Origin of the sequence: Oceanobacillus sp. CFH 90083 (genome assembly GCF_009389585.1) — a bacterium.
Classification (GTDB): Bacteria; Bacillota; Bacilli; order Bacillales; family Amphibacillaceae; genus Oceanobacillus.
Map to the genome: position 1 here is coordinate 26,403 of NZ_VIYG01000010.1, position 15,291 is coordinate 41,693.

Below are 15,291 nucleotides of genomic sequence, written 5' to 3' on the forward strand. Positions count from 1 at the left end.
AAATGATTACCGGAAACAGCTCATTCACCTATTGTAAAAAATGATCCAGTTCATGATAATCAGGGTGAGCGTCAAGAGCCTGCTGACAGTACTCACAAATGACATCCAGGCGAAAATGACCATCTTTTTCAGAGGATATCATTTCTGCCAGTTCCTGCTCTTCTAAAAGCTTGAGAAAACGCATAGATAAATCTATTTCGGTATGATTCAGCACACCCAGCTCTTTTCCGCAATGTCTGCAACCATAGTAGATAACCATCTCATTCACCTCAATTAAAACACAAAAATTTTCAGCACAGTCTGCTCCGTAAATAGAGAGAGTATCTGCGCTTTTCATTTAGTTTTAACCGAGGGGAATAAGAATATACCCTGCTTCCATTTTATGCTAAAAAAGTTCCAAAAATTGAATTTCTTTATTAGTACGTGTTCAAAAAGTTCGATAAAAAAGTCCAAGAAGTTCAAGGCGACGGGGTTTTTTACGAACGGAGCGTATGCTTTTAAATACGTGAGTATCGTAAAAACCACGTCAACGCAGAAATTCGCCGTGTCATTTTTGTTAGGCTTTTTGAACATCATCTATTAGAATAAAGGTATGCTTTATTGATTAAAATCATTCATTACTTCCAGAAACGATTTCCCCTTTACCCATGCTTCAATAGCATCTGCTGCTTCCTGAATGCTTTGTTCGACAGCTTCTTTTTCCTCTTTTGGAAATTTCCCTAACACATAGTCTACCACAGGTGTGGCATTCACCGGGCGTCCGACGCCTAAACGTACACGCTTAAATTCTTTTGTGCCTAAATAATCAATCGTTGAACGAACACCATTATGACCGCCATGACCACCCTTTTGCCGTAATCGGATTTTTCCAGTCGGCAAATCTAAATCATCATAAATAACGACAACATCATCTGTGTCTATATTATAATAATCCATCAATGGGCGAATAGACTCCCCTGATAAGTTCATATAGGTTTGCGGCTGTAATAACACTATCTTTTCCCCATTGAAATGCTCTATGGCATAGTCCCCATGAAATTTGGAGTTGTTTAATTTCCAGCCATGCCGCTCCAATAATGCATCAATGGTGCGAAAACCAATATTATGGCGTGTCTTCTGATATTTTCTGCCAGGGTTACCCAGTCCTACAATTAATTTCATCACCTTACCCTCACTTTTTCCAACCACATTTTCTTCAAATACAATAACCCTTCTTTACACACACTTGTATAGTATATGTAAAGAAGGGAGGTGTTACTTCTATACGGTTAACTTAAAGTACATGTTCAAAAAGTTCGTCCACACTTTCGCGGGATGCGGTAGCTTCTACGTTGGTCACACAACACAGGCATTCTCAGCAGAAGATTCTTTTCCCGCTGCGGCACTTTTATTAGACTTTTTGGAACATCCTCTTAAAAACTATTCTTCCTCTGAATCAGATTTTTCTTTAATGACTTCTGGTTCTGCATTTTCATCTACGTCTGTTTCTAAATCCTCTTCTGTAGTTGGAGGAACAACGGAAGCGATTGTTGTATCTGGCTCATCTATAAATGCATAGTTTCCAGCTACTTTCAAATCAGAAATAGATAAGCTTTCGTTCACATCCAGGTCAGAGACATCCACCACGATTTCCTCTGGAATATCGCTTGGCTTTGCACGGACTTGTACTTCGTATAGCGGCTGTTGCAGCACGCCGCCTTCTTTTTCACCTTTCGAATTACCCTCCAGGCGAACAGAAACCGAAACATCCATTTCCTCAGACATATTTACGATATAGAAATCGGCATGAAGCAAATCATCTTTTATCGGATCTATTTGATAATCGTGCAGCATAACATCTACGGCGTCGCCACCTTCGACCTGCAGTGAAATGATTGCATTTCGTCCTTCATCCCGAACGGTTTTAACTAAATCTATGCTATCCACAGAAACGGTTTTGGGATCTTTGCTTTTCCCGTAAACAACTGCTGGGATTCTACCGTTTTTTCTTATTTCGCTTGTTGCTGATTTTGCAAGATTTTCTCTTTTTTGTGCATTTAATTTTACTGCCATTTCGTATCACCCTCCAAGTTGATTAAAAAATAATATGGAACATTGTCATTGCATATGTCGCATTATTTCTTTTTCTCAGTAAAAAAACGGTCAGTATCATACATACCCTAAAATAGAACAAGTTAAACCTTTCAATTCAGAAAAGCGGAAAGTATCCTGCGCCGGGCAGCTATACTTTGAACTGAAGAGAGGATCATTTATGCCCAAGATTATATTTTCATTATCAGTCAAAAAGAATACTTACAGATTGCATTTCATGAACACGGATAATTGCCTCTCCAATAAGGGAAGCGACCGATAGCTCTGTAATCTTATCAATTCTTTTTTCTTCCGGCAAAGGAATTGTATCTGCAATAACAAGCTCTTTAATTTGCGAGTTATCAATACGCTCAATCGCCGGACCAGAAAGTACTGGGTGTGTACAGCAAGCATATACTTCTTTTGCGCCGCTTTCAATTAATGCATTTGCTGCTAATGTAATGGTGCCGGCAGTATCGATTAAATCATCGATTAAAATAGCTGTCTTGCCTTCGATATTACCAATAATATTCATAATTTCAGCAACATTCGGCTTGGGACGGCGTTTGTCAATAATACCAATTGGTGCTTTTAAGCGGTCAGCCATTTTTCTGGCCCGAACTACACCTCCATGGTCAGGTGAAACAACAATCACATCATCTAAGTTTTTTTGTTCAAAATAAGTAGCTAAAATGGGAACACCTTGTAAGTGATCAATTGGAATATCGAAGAAGCCCTGGATTTGCGGTGCATGTAAATCCAGTGTAATCATACGGTTTGCTCCTGCTTTCTCAATTAGATCTGCAACTAATTTTGCAGTAATCGGCTCACGAGACCGTGCTTTACGATCCTGACGTGCATAGCCATAATATGGCATTACAATGTTTATGGATTTTGCAGAAGCGCGTTTTAACGCATCAATCATAATAAGCAGTTCCATAATATGCTGGTTTACCGGAGAAGAAGTAGACTGAATAACATAAACATCGGAGCCACGTACACTCTCCTCTATATTGATTTGAATTTCTCCGTCACTAAATTGCGTTACTGTACATTTCCCTAATTTCGTTCCAATTTGAGCTGCAATTTTTTCTGCTAATGCTGGATTCGAATTTAATGAAAATACTTTCAACGACGTGTCCTTATAGTTGGATGACATTCCTTTACCCTCCATGACTTTGTAGTCTATTTTTTAAACTTTTTTGCATAGCCTTCTTTATTTGTTTGCTTCGATCTTGCAATGGACAATGCCTCATCCGGCACATCTTTTGTAATGGTCGAACCCGCTGCCACATATGCACCCTTGCCAATTGTGACTGGTGCGATTAAATTTGAATTACATCCAATAAATGAATCATCTTCAATGGTCGTTAGGAATTTATTTTTTCCATCATAATTTACTGTAATTGTACCACATCCGACATTTACACGCTCTCCTACATCAGCATCTCCAATATAGCTAAGATGAGAAACCTTGCTGTTATCACCAAGTACAGTTTTCTTAAGCTCTACAAAATTGCCGATTTTCGTATCGTTCCCTACATTCGAAGCTGGACGAATATGTGCGTAAGGGCCAATATTTACCCGGTTGCCAATACGGCTATCTGCAGCAACACTGAATCGAATGGTTGTATCTTCCCCAACTTCACAATCTTTTATTTCTGTATGTGGACCAATTTCTGAACCAGTTGCAATAGACACATCTCCTTTTAAAACCGTTCCCGGGTGGAGATACACATCTGCAGCAATTTTTACATCAGGACCGATGTACGTATTATCAGGATCCACAATGGTTACTCCATTACGCATATGTAGCTCATTAATACGTCTTTTCATCACTTTTTCTGCTTCACTTAATGCTACACGATCATTAATGCCTATTGTTTCATTAAAATCAGTTGCTACATAAGCACTGATGCGCTCACCTTGGTCACCTAAAATTTTAATCACATCAGGCAAGTAATATTCCCCTTGTGCATTGTCATTGGAAACGGATTTCAAAGCTTCAAATAAGGCTTTATTGTCGAAACAGTAGGTTCCTGTATTAATTTCATTTATCTTTAATTCCTCTAAAGAAGCATCTTTATGTTCCACAATTTTCTCTACTTCTCCTGCAGCATTTCGAACAACCCGGCCATACCCGGCAGGATCATCTGCGAGGGCTGTCAATATACTTGCTTTAGAACCCGTCTGTTCATGGTGTTCAAATAATTTTTGGAATGTTTCTGCACGAATCAAAGGGGTATCGCCACAAGCTACAATGGTTACACCTTCTTTATCCTGCAATAAATTCTCCGCCTGCATCACAGCATGCCCTGTACCTAATTGCTCCGCCTGCACTACAAAATCACTAGATTCTCCAAGCTGCGCTCTTACTTGCTCTGCTCCAAACCCAACAATGGTAACTAATTTATCTAGCTGTGTTTGTTGTAATTGATCTACAACATGCTGTACCATTGGCTTTCCAACTACAGGATGAAGCACCTTATATAACTTTGATTTCATCCTTGTTCCTTGTCCTGCTGCTAAAATAACAGCAAATCGATTCGTCATTAGGAAACCTCCATCATCTAAATATCCATTTAAAAATATATCGTAAAAAAACCTTTATTTCAATAAAATGAAAGGTTTTATTTCTAATACTATGTTATCATATTTTCAATCTTTTCGTTGCATAGCTTTGCTAACATGCAAAAAAAAATTATGGAAAAAGGAAAGACAGAAGTTTTTTCTGCCCACAAGTGGGGCAATCTGATTATGAAACGATTGCAAGCACATCCAGACAAATTTTATGTACAGAAAAAAGAAGGCAATTATCCATTCCGAATTACTGCCTTCTCATTTATTCGCCATTCATTCTAACCTCAGGAAACACCAGCTTCTTCTTTATAGCCGAGTTCTTCTTCATTCTCACGTTCACGATGATACTCCCCTAAAACAGCTTCTTGAATTTTTGAGCGTGTTCCAGAATTGATAGGATGAGCTATATCTCTAAACTCTCCGTCTGGTGTTCGCTTTGATGGCATTGCCACAAATAATCCACTATTCCCGTCAATCACACGGATATCATGGACAACAAACTCATTGTCTAATGTAATTGAGGCAATAGCCTGCATTCTTCCATCTGTTTTAACGCGGCGTAATCTTACGTCAGTCACTTCCATGATGTTTCACCACCTTTTTCCTAATTCAAAGATCATCCTTTATACTTATATTACTTCAACATAAATTACAAAAATCCTTCTTATAAATACCAATAAAATAAAATTTTTTAAATTCACTATCCCGTATACCTAAAAAGTTATTAACATTCGACATCTTTGGTCATTATTATTCATCTTTTTCTTCCAAACATGATAATCAGCTTGCTTTGGTTCCTTTTTCTTTGAGCGGACAGTCTGTGTAATCTTCACATTCAAACCGTTGCATGAAATTCGAATTCTATCTGCGAGGTTTGCGTGTACATATAACTGTCGATCATTGGCACAGGTGTATGTATCTGCGCTTTTGTCGTAACCTATACCCAGCATTTTGGGTTTTTGACTTTCTATGTAAACGACAACATAATAAAGGAAAGAAGTCTAAAAGATTATTTGGAGAGGATGAAATCATGAAGCCATCAATAAAATCGGTAAAAAGATATTTAATCAGAAATATAATAATCTTTACAGTTTTAACAATAGTATTCTATATTAATTATCAAAGTAATAACTCCTCAATATTCGCTATAGAAAATTTACTCTTGTAATTGGAATTACTATATTGATTGTTTCAATAACTTCATATATTTCAATAAGAATATATGAAAAAAACGTAATGCAAAAAATTAGGAAATAAAAAGGCTGCTGCGCAATCAGTTATCCGATTGTGCAGCAGCCCCCTGTATGGCAAACCTATATGCTTTTTAACTGTTTTACTTCAGGACTCCATTTGATAATTCCCCGGCTGTACGGAGACATAATTATTCTGTATATCGACAGGAGAAATTTTTAAAAGGGAAGTATAATCCGTAATCACTCTTTCCTCTTCCTCATCATCTGCTTCTGCCAGCACACCAACAGCTTGTACAGTTGCAGAGAACTCCTCTAAGAGGCTTTTTATCCCTGTGATCGTTCCCCCGGCTTTCATGAAATCATCTATAATACATACATTGGCTCCATCCGGCAGACTGCGCTTGGGCAGCACCATCGTTTGAATTTTCCTGGATGACCCGGAAACATAGTTGATACTTACAGACGATCCTTCTGTTACTTTTGGATCTCTGCGTGCTATAATAACGGGGACATTTAAAAAAGATGCCGTTGCGTATGCTAAAGGAATTCCCTTTGTTGCAACGGTTACGATGGCATCAATCTGTAAGTGGGCAAAGCAGGAAGCAAAAACGCGACCAATTTCCCTGACCATAGAAGGATTACCAAGGATATCACTCATATACAGATATCCCCCTGGAAGAATTCGGGAAGGGTCTTCTAATTTCTTCTGAAGCGTGGATATAAACTCCCTGCTTGCTTCTGCAGTGCTGGTGGGGATATATTTCACACCGCCGCCTGCACCAGTCGTTCTCTCTAAGTACCCTAATCCTTTATGTTGAAATACCTCATGTATAATATCTAAATCCTCACTTATCGATGACTTTGTTGTATCACAAAGCTCGACAAAGTATGGCAGCTGAATATGTTTCCTCGGGTTTTCTAAAAAGTATTCTGTCAACACAACCAATCGATTACTTCTTTTCAAAATCACACCTCAAATACGAATGTTCTCCATATAATATAGCATTTTCATATGCGTTTTAGCAATGGTTATCCTAGCATTCGGATTAATTGTACGTCCTGGCAGAAGCCCCGCATACTATTGTAAATTCGCAGCGCCTTTCGATGGTGCTTCAACAGCCCGAACACAGTCGGTCCGCTGCCACTCATCATTACACCTTCTGCTCCCGCCACCTGCATAGCTTCCTTTAGCCTTGCAACCTCTGGATGCATTGAAAAAGTAATTGGCTCCAATGTATTTCCCAGGTGATTACACAGCTTGGAAAAGTTTCCTTCATGTAATGCTTCCAAAACCTGTGCTGTATTTGGATGCTGTAGCTCAGGAATGTTAATTTGATCAAATACAGTATAAGAAGATACACCAATATCCGGTCTGGCAAGAACAACCCAACAGGTAGGCGGTGCAGGCAGGAGCTCAATACACTCTCCATATCCTTTTGCAATCGCTGTTTTACTGTAAACACAAAAAGCAATATCCGCTCCTAATTGTGATCCCAGATCAGCTAATTCAGCCAATGGGATATCCAGCCTCCATAATCGATTAAGCCCTCGTAAAACGGCCGCAGCATCGGCACTTCCTCCGGCTAACCCTGCAGAAACAGGGATTGATTTATCAATTCGGATGTGAACACCTTTTTTTATATTGTACGTCTCTTTAAATAAAACCGCTGCTTGATAGGCCAAATTTCTTTCATCACTGGGAACATAACGGCTTTCCAAAGATAATTGAATGTTATCTGCAGGTAATTCCCGTAATTCTAACCGATCTGCTAAATCTATCGTTGTCATGACCATTTCAACATCATGATAGCCATCTTCCCGCTTATTTAATACATCTAATGACAAATTTATCTTAGCAGGTGCTTTCTCCATGACAAGCATCTTCAATCACATCCTCAAAGCGTTGGAAATTCATTCACCTATTTGATACCATACCTACGTCCATAAAATATATTTTATTGTATCATAATCAAAACACTGAAGCTAATTTGGTATAAATGTATGTTCAAAAGTCCGATAAATAGAACCAGTCGGCTAAGAACACGACGCCCTGGGGTTGCGATTACTCACCCCACCGAAAACATTTGTGCGTCGAAAGTTCAAGGCGGCGCAGATTGAGCAACGGGCTTTCACAGGATGTGATGACTTCTGTGTTGTCCACACGACGTGGACGAACTTAACAGAAGTTCCTCTATGCTTTTAGATACGTGAGCAGCGGAAAAGCAATGCGATGATTTCTACGTTGCCCACACAACGTGGGCTCCCTTAGTAGAAGTTTCTTTTCCCGCCATGTCATTTTTGAACATCCTCTATAAAGAAAAGAGCAAGCCCGGTCAGGACTCGCCCTTTTTCATACTCTCTTCTGCCATTTCTATCGCCCGTTTCACCATATTACCGGCATCACGAGCTTTGATTCCTCCCCAGCCTTCCTGCTGTACCGTATCGTAAAACCCTAATTCTTTCGCTATTTCTTCTTTCATTTGTGTGGACATAATCCCTCGTCTACCCATATAAAAGCTCCCCTTTACGAATGAATGTATTTCTCGATCGGCAATCATAGCTTATGTATTTTTCCTTCATTCACTCACACAAGAATTAACCAATAAAACCAATTCCTGCTGTTTTTTATCCATTAAAAAACAGCAGACAAATGCTTGTCTACTGCTTAAAAATTACCGCTGAACTTCCTTCAACAAAATTCAGCTCTACCGTTTCTGTCAATATGTCCGTATAGCTGTATGAAACTCGTTCGAATGCATTCTCGTCCTGATCAAGCTCAACAATGAAAACAGAGGGATATGTCTCCGCTAGAATACCGCATCTTTCAACGGTTTTCCGTCTTCCACCATTCGCTCTGAGCTTTAACCGTTTACCTACCTGACCATCTAGACCTTGCTTGATTTCGATCAACGTTTTGCCCACTACACTCCACCTCACATATACTTATTTTAACATATATGCCGATGAAAAGTCAAATAAAAATTATAATTATATCAGCATATGTTTTTGCTTGTCAACTATTAATTATGTCTGTTTCTGATATTATTTGTCGCATTCCTATTTTTATACATAAATTGTCACAAAAAAATGCATAACAGGCTGATTTAAAAAAAACAATAAAAAAACAACTAATCTGAATGATCTAATTATTAATTTATTTCATTGGAAAAAAGGAGGAACAAAAGCATACGTGTTATTCCAATGATCTCCTTTTCTAAATGTGGTTTCAAACTATATTTCACCTTCATTTTCATGTGATAAATAAGGCATGCCTGTTCGCAGCAATCCTCTGGTCTGGATACCTCCCAGACCTTTTTCCCCAGTCAATGTATTACGGAGCGCCTCCCACACAGATACGCTTTCCATAAACGATGTATACGCTACTTTGGCAACGATATAAACAGGATCCAGCGCATGGATATTAACCCGGGATGGTGAGCTGGCAAAATTCGCACCAGAGCGTATTAATGACTCAAAATGAGATTGACATGCTCCTGCAAAAATAACAAGCTGATCCAAATTAGGATAAATACTGCGTGCTTCACGAACAGCTTCGACAAAGTATTTGGAATGACGGTATGCACTTAAATCATGCTTCAATCCTTTGTTATGTGAATAAGCATCATGACCAGTGATGACCATAATATCCGGCTGGATTTTCTCCAGTAAATCTTTAATCTGAAATGACATCTCCGTTTCCGCTAAATGAACACCATGTACTTGCAGCCCAATACGCTGATATAATTGAATGCATTTTCTCAAATAAGATGGATCTCCATCGATATGAAGCACCTTTGCAGGCAATTGAAAATAACTCGCAGCGTCCGTATAGCCTTCTGTCGCTTCATAATTTCTTTTTTCCTTCATCATTTGGTAGTCCTGACGAAATAAACGATAGGAAGACTCCTGCTTTTCTTTATCTACCGCTTTTCTTTTTTTATGCTCTCTTTGGTTTACTATTGTTAAATCCGATAAATCGGCATCTGCTTTGAGCCTTAGTTCCTCTCCATGCAGAATAGCAATTCCTTTTTTTATCTCTGCTACACGGAATAACAGGTCATGACGATATGATTTCCTTGTTACTAACGCACCATTCTGTATATCCATCGCTTGCACCTCTCACCATTTACTCCTCTTAGTGTATGTATAAAGATGCAGCTCTGTTCCACATGCAAAAAGCTAATTAGAAGAGACTCTCTTCTAATTAGCTTTTGGGAAGTTCCTGATAAATCATATTCGCTAAAACAGCAAATTCCTCCATGGTTAAGGTTTCACCACGTCTGGCTCCATCTATTGCTGCTTTTTCAAGTAATGCTTCTACCTGCTGTTTCTCAAATTTCCCATGCAGAAATCTGTTTAGGTTATTGCGAAGTGTTTTTCTTCGCTGGGCAAAGCTTGCCTGTATCAATTCAAAGAAAAAGTCCTCATTATCTACCTGGACTGGAGCTTCTTTGCGTATAACAAGCTTTAATACACTCGAATCAACATTAGGCTGCGGCATAAATACCTGCTTCGGTACATTCATCACAACACGGGCTTCAGTATAATATTGTACAGCAATACTAAGCGAGCCGTAGCTTTTTGTGTTTGGGACAGCAGCCATTCGATCTGCTACTTCCTTTTGAATCATGACAGTCAGACTTGTAACTGGAAGCTGATCACGAACAAGCTTCATCAGAATAGGTGTTGTGATGTAATAAGGAAGATTTGCGACCACATGAATGTCCTGACCTTGATGAAAATGCGTTTGAATGACTTCCTCTACATTTGCCTCTAAAATATCCTGATGAATAATATCTACATTGTCATAGTCTGTTAACGTTTCTTTTAAAATAGGCAATAGACGCTGATCAATTTCAAAAGCAACTACCTTATCCGCATGAATAGCTAATTGCTCCGTTAAAGCACCCATTCCCGGACCTATTTCAATCGCTCCTGCTTCCTTCGTAATTCCCGCTTGCCGGATAATATTTTCTAATACATTAACATCAATAAGAAAATTTTGTCCCAGGCTTTTCTTAAATGCAAATCCATATTTATTCAGCAGTTCTTTTGTCCTCGACGGCGTTGCAATATATTTTTTAGTCATTCTGCTCCTCCTGCTCTATTGCTTTCATCGCTGCATCAAATTGCTCCCTGGAAATTTGAAATTGTGTGAGACGTTTTAACAGCTGCTTTCCGTTCGTATGACCGATATGCAAAAGCTCACCAAGACGTTTTCTGCGGTCCGCAGCCTTCTTACCACCAATTAATCCATAATCGATCAGATTCTCTTTGGTAATATCACTATCCGAAAAATCCGCGAGCTCATATACATCCGCCAGTGCTTTTTGAATATCCTCGACAGAAGCATGCTCAATGCCTAAGCTCTTACTTCTGGAATGCTTTGCTTTTGCCTGATCTCTTCTTAAAAAGGCATGCTTACAGCCGGGAACAGCCTGATTTATCAAATGTCTGATCCGCTCGCCCGGATAATCTGGATCTGTAAAAACAATTACTCCGCGTTTTTCCTTTGCATGACGAATTTTATCGAGCGTTGCTTTATTCACTGCCGAACCATTGGTTTCAATCGTGTCCGCATCTACAGCCAGCTGAATCCGTGTTGTGTCGTCTCGCCCTTCTACAACTATCATTTCTTTTATCTTCAATCGATTTCCTCCAGTTTATTCTGAAATCCTTAGGAATCACTTAATGTTAAAAAGTCGTTTTGCATTCTCTGTTGTTATTTTTCCAACTTCCTCTGCATCCATTTCCCGCAATGCAGCAATATCCTCTGCTACACGGGCAACATAAGCTGGTTCATTTCTCTTTCCACGGTATGGATGCGGTGCTAAAAATGGTGCATCTGTTTCAATCAGCAGACGGTCTAAAGGCACCTGCTTCGCGACCTCCTTTGGTAAAGGGGCATTTTTAAAAGTGACCGGTCCGCCTAAGGAAATATAAAAATTCATATCAAGACAGGTCTGGACATAACGGACAGAATCGTTGTAACAATGCATAATACCGCCAACTTCCTCTGCATTCTCTTCCTGCAGAATAGCTATAATATCCTCTGTTGCTTCCCGGTTATGAATAATAATCGGCATATTTACTCTTTTAGCAAGTGCTATTTGCTGACGAAAAACCTTCTTCTGCACATCTTTTGGCGATTTATCCCAGTGATAATCCAACCCCATTTCTCCAATTGCTACCACTTTAGGATGTGCACTCAAGTCTTCAATCCATTCCAGCTCTTTTTCTGTCATATCAATTGCATCAACAGGATGCCAGCCGACTGCCGCATAAATATTCTCATTCTGTTCAGCAATTTCTATCGCCAGCGGAATGGTCTCATGATCAAAACCAACTACAACCATATACTCCACCCCTGCATCCTTTGCCCGCTGAATGGTCGCTTCTCTATCTTCTGCAAACTGCCTTGCGTTTAAGTGAACATGTGTGTCAAATAACATCTTAACCATCCTTTTTATTCTTTACCTGAAAAGGAGGAGCTGACATGATGACAGCTCCTGCTCCATTTATTATTGTTTAAGAAATCGGCGATCCGTTTGGTACACTTTCCGGCGCTGGAACGATTTCTAACTTCCCGTCTTTTTCTGCGGAAAGAATCATTCCCTGGCTGATTTCGCCACGCATTTTTCGTGGTTTCAAATTAGCTACAATAACGACCTTTTTACCAATCAATTTTTCCGGTTCCGGATAATATTCTGCAATTCCCGATAAAATTTGACGGTCTGTTTCATCCCCAGCATCCAGGCGGAATTTCAATAATTTATCTGCACCTTCTACTTTACTGCAATCCTTCACTTCTGCTACTTTTAGCTCGACTTTATCAAAGACATCATATTTAATTTGTTTTTCTTTTGTAGAAACAAGCTCTGTTTCATTAGGATCCCAAGCTGCTTCTGCTTCTTCATCAGCTGCAGCAGCTCCTCCCATTTGTGAACGGATATATGCTACTTCTTCCTCTACATCTAAACGAGGAAAGATTGGTTTTCCTTTTTTCACCACAGTAATGCCTTCCGGGAAATTGCCGAACGGAATATTTTCCCAAGATAATCCGCTTGCTTCATCTAACCCAAGCTGCTCAATGATTTTTTTCGGTGCATGAGTCAGACAAGGCTGAAGCATGGTCGCAACGACACGTAATGTTTCTGCCAGATGCGCCATAACGCTCGCAAGTTCTGGACGTTTTTCTTCGTCCTTGGCAAGAATCCAAGGCTGTGTTTCATCAATATATTTATTCGCTCTGGAAATTAATGTCCACACTTTTTTCAATGCATTACTGAATTCCATCTTATCCATCGATTCCTGATAATCCCGAATAACAGATGCTGCTGTCTCCTGTAAATCAGCATCTTCCTTATTAACAATGCCATTTACAACAGGTGCTTTTCCGTCAAAATATTTATTAATCATCGCTACGGTACGGTTTAATAAGTTTCCTAAGTCATTTGCTAAATCATAGTTCACTCTGGAAATAAAGTCCTCCGGTGTGAAAACACCATCACTGCCAAAAGCAACCTCTCTCATTAAATAATAGCGCAAAGCATCCAAACCATAACGCTCTACCAGCATTTCCGGATATACCACATTCCCTTTAGATTTCGACATTTTTCCGTCCTTCATCAGTAACCAGCCATGCCCAAAAACTTTTTTAGGAAGCGGCAGGTCTAAAGCAATCAACATGATCGGCCAATAAATGGTATGGAAACGAACAATTTCCTTCCCAACCATATGTACATCTGCCGGCCAATATTTTTGGAAATCAGCGTCATGATCTGTACCATACCCTAATGCTGTAATATAGTTAGCCAAGGCATCAATCCATACATAAATAACATGCTTCGGATTACTCGGAACCTTAACTCCCCAGCTGAATGTTGTACGGGATACTGCCAAATCCTCAAGCCCCGGTTTAATAAAATTATTAATCATTTCATTTTTACGGGATTCCGGCTGGATAAAGTCTGGATGCTCCTCATAATATTTCAATAATTGGTCTGCATACTTACTCATACGGAAGAAATAAGACTCCTCTTTAATCAGCTCAACAGGATGTCCGCTATCCGGTGATTTTCCGCCAATTATTTTTCCATTCTCATCTTTTTCAATATCTACAAGCTGTGTTTCTGTATAGAAGGTTTCATCAGGAACAGAATACCAGCCTTCATATTCATCCAGATAGATATCTCCCTGCTTTAAGAAACGCTCAAAAATATCCGCCACAACCTTCTGATGCTGTTCATCTGTTGTACGAATAAATTTATCATTGCTTATTTCAAGTGTCTTCCATAAATCCTGCATTCCAGCTGCCATTTCATCTACGTATTCCTGCGGTGATATATGCTTTTCAGCTGCCTTCTGCTCAATTTTTTGACCGTGTTCATCACTTCCAGTTAAATAGAACACATCAAATCCAAGCATACGCTTGTATCTCGCCATCGTATCACAAGCTATGGTTGTATACGCATTACCAATATGTAATTTTCCGCTTGGATAATAAATTGGCGTTGTAATGTAAAAAGTATTTTTGTTTCCCATCCGTTATGCCTCCTAGATCTCTTCCTATTTAAAAAATCTTATATCGGAATATTCACCTTTAAGAGTATGTTCCAAAAGCCCTTCCAAAAATGACACGGCGAGAAAAGGAACTTCTACTACGAACACCCGCGTCGTGTGGACAACACAGAAGTCATCACATCCTGTGAAAGCCCGTTCCTCAAAGCTGCGCCGCTTTGTACTTCTTGGTCCTTTTTGAACGCACACTTTAAGGCGATACATGCTATGCAACAAGCATTGCCATCTCATCCGAAAAAGATTCAAAATTAACTTTTTTAGAATTGCATTCTTCATATTTCTTCCAAAAACACACTATAAATATAAAAATGTCAACATCTATTGTAGCTATTATATCGCAATTTGCCAAATTGTGTACCTATCCACTTGCTGTTTATCTGTCCTCTTATCAATTAATTTATTAGAAAATCAGGTTGTCACCAGTTATTTAGATAGCAACCTTAGTTAAGACTCCGGACTGCGATTACCTCCCATGCCAAAAGCATTGCTATTTGCTGGTTTAGTAAAACCATTCCATTTAAGCAGTTTAGAAAAACAAAAGAAAGCACTTCGTCTTTTAAAACATCGTGTTCTTATCATAAAGATATCTGCTTCAGCCTCTATTCTATACTTTCTGCTCTTAAAAAAGGATAAACTTTCCTAACTGCCAAAAAAAGCGATACATTCTCATCCCTAAACCATAATATTCTATTAAAAACCTGAATATTTATAAAAAATAAATAAAACTTTTCCTTAAACAGTAAAATTGTATTGACAATACCAAATATTGTTGCTATTCTAATGTTATTAGTAACGACCTATAACGACATTTTTTGCAATTTCTTTCATTATTTGAAAGTGCAAGGTTCGTTTATTCAGAAAATTTTAT

At 39.0% G+C, this 15,291-nt stretch carries 15 protein-coding genes; all 15 read right to left on the minus strand.

All coding sequences use genetic code 11. From position 1 onward, the window contains the following. Positions 1 to 28: 28 nt before the first annotated feature. The 15 genes from fin to metG all read right to left on the minus strand — a co-directional run bounded on the left by fin (position 29) and on the right by metG (position 14,387). Entirely contained in the window at positions 29 to 259 is a 231-nt protein-coding gene (gene fin, locus FLK20_RS14940; RefSeq protein WP_152657398.1) for an anti-sigma-F factor Fin, read from the minus strand. Positions 260 to 597: 338 nt separating this feature from the next. Then, the gene (pth, locus tag FLK20_RS14945) at positions 598 to 1,161 is read right to left on the minus strand and encodes an aminoacyl-tRNA hydrolase (RefSeq protein ID WP_152657399.1); all 564 of its coding nucleotides are present in this window, start codon (positions 1,159 to 1,161) and stop codon (positions 598 to 600) included. Between the two features lie 258 nt (positions 1,162 to 1,419). Beyond that, positions 1,420 to 2,052, minus strand: coding sequence for a 50S ribosomal protein L25/general stress protein Ctc (locus tag FLK20_RS14950; RefSeq protein ID WP_152657400.1), 633 nt, complete (start codon positions 2,050 to 2,052; stop codon positions 1,420 to 1,422). 223 nt (positions 2,053 to 2,275) lie between these two features. Then, positions 2,276 to 3,229, minus strand: coding sequence for a ribose-phosphate diphosphokinase (locus tag FLK20_RS14955; protein WP_152657401.1), 954 nt, complete (start codon positions 3,227 to 3,229; stop codon positions 2,276 to 2,278). Between the two features lie 26 nt (positions 3,230 to 3,255). Beyond that, positions 3,256 to 4,623 (minus strand): bifunctional UDP-N-acetylglucosamine diphosphorylase/glucosamine-1-phosphate N-acetyltransferase GlmU, encoded by a 1,368-nt coding sequence (gene glmU / locus FLK20_RS14960; protein WP_152657402.1) that lies wholly within the window; start codon positions 4,621 to 4,623, stop codon positions 3,256 to 3,258. Between the two features lie 311 nt (positions 4,624 to 4,934). Next, entirely contained in the window at positions 4,935 to 5,234 is a 300-nt protein-coding gene (gene spoVG, locus FLK20_RS14965) for a septation regulator SpoVG (RefSeq protein ID WP_152657403.1), read from the minus strand. A 754-nt stretch (positions 5,235 to 5,988) separates the two neighbouring features. Beyond that, on the minus strand, positions 5,989 to 6,807 hold the full coding sequence (gene purR, locus FLK20_RS14970) for a pur operon repressor (protein ID WP_152657404.1): 819 nt from the start codon (positions 6,805 to 6,807) through the stop codon (positions 5,989 to 5,991). Positions 6,808 to 6,872: 65 nt separating this feature from the next. Then, entirely contained in the window at positions 6,873 to 7,724 is an 852-nt protein-coding gene (ispE, locus tag FLK20_RS14975; protein ID WP_370453197.1) for a 4-(cytidine 5'-diphospho)-2-C-methyl-D-erythritol kinase, read from the minus strand. Positions 7,725 to 8,176: 452 nt separating this feature from the next. Beyond that, positions 8,177 to 8,353, minus strand: a complete 177-nt coding sequence (locus FLK20_RS14980) for a small, acid-soluble spore protein, alpha/beta type (protein WP_152657406.1) — start codon at positions 8,351 to 8,353, stop codon at positions 8,177 to 8,179. Positions 8,354 to 8,501: 148 nt separating this feature from the next. Continuing rightward, positions 8,502 to 8,765: a biofilm formation stimulator Veg gene (gene veg / locus FLK20_RS14985; RefSeq protein ID WP_152657407.1), complete on the minus strand. Its 264-nt coding sequence runs from the start codon at positions 8,763 to 8,765 to the stop codon at positions 8,502 to 8,504. Positions 8,766 to 9,074: 309 nt separating this feature from the next. Continuing rightward, positions 9,075 to 9,950: a sporulation peptidase YabG gene (gene yabG / locus FLK20_RS14990; RefSeq protein WP_152657408.1), complete on the minus strand. Its 876-nt coding sequence runs from the start codon at positions 9,948 to 9,950 to the stop codon at positions 9,075 to 9,077. Between the two features lie 97 nt (positions 9,951 to 10,047). Continuing rightward, positions 10,048 to 10,932 (minus strand): 16S rRNA (adenine(1518)-N(6)/adenine(1519)-N(6))-dimethyltransferase RsmA, encoded by an 885-nt coding sequence (rsmA, locus tag FLK20_RS14995; protein WP_152657409.1) that lies wholly within the window; start codon positions 10,930 to 10,932, stop codon positions 10,048 to 10,050. Further along, on the minus strand, positions 10,925 to 11,491 hold the full coding sequence (gene rnmV, locus FLK20_RS15000) for a ribonuclease M5 (protein ID WP_152657410.1): 567 nt from the start codon (positions 11,489 to 11,491) through the stop codon (positions 10,925 to 10,927). The genes rsmA and rnmV overlap by 8 nt, the downstream gene beginning before the upstream one ends. A gap of 36 nt (positions 11,492 to 11,527) precedes the next feature. Further along, positions 11,528 to 12,295 (minus strand): TatD family hydrolase, encoded by a 768-nt coding sequence (locus tag FLK20_RS15005; RefSeq protein WP_152657411.1) that lies wholly within the window; start codon positions 12,293 to 12,295, stop codon positions 11,528 to 11,530. A 76-nt stretch (positions 12,296 to 12,371) separates the two neighbouring features. Then, a complete protein-coding gene (gene metG / locus FLK20_RS15010; RefSeq protein WP_152657412.1) occupies positions 12,372 to 14,387 on the minus strand; it encodes a methionine--tRNA ligase in 2,016 nt (671 codons plus the stop codon). Between the last annotated feature and the right edge of the window lie 904 nt (positions 14,388 to 15,291).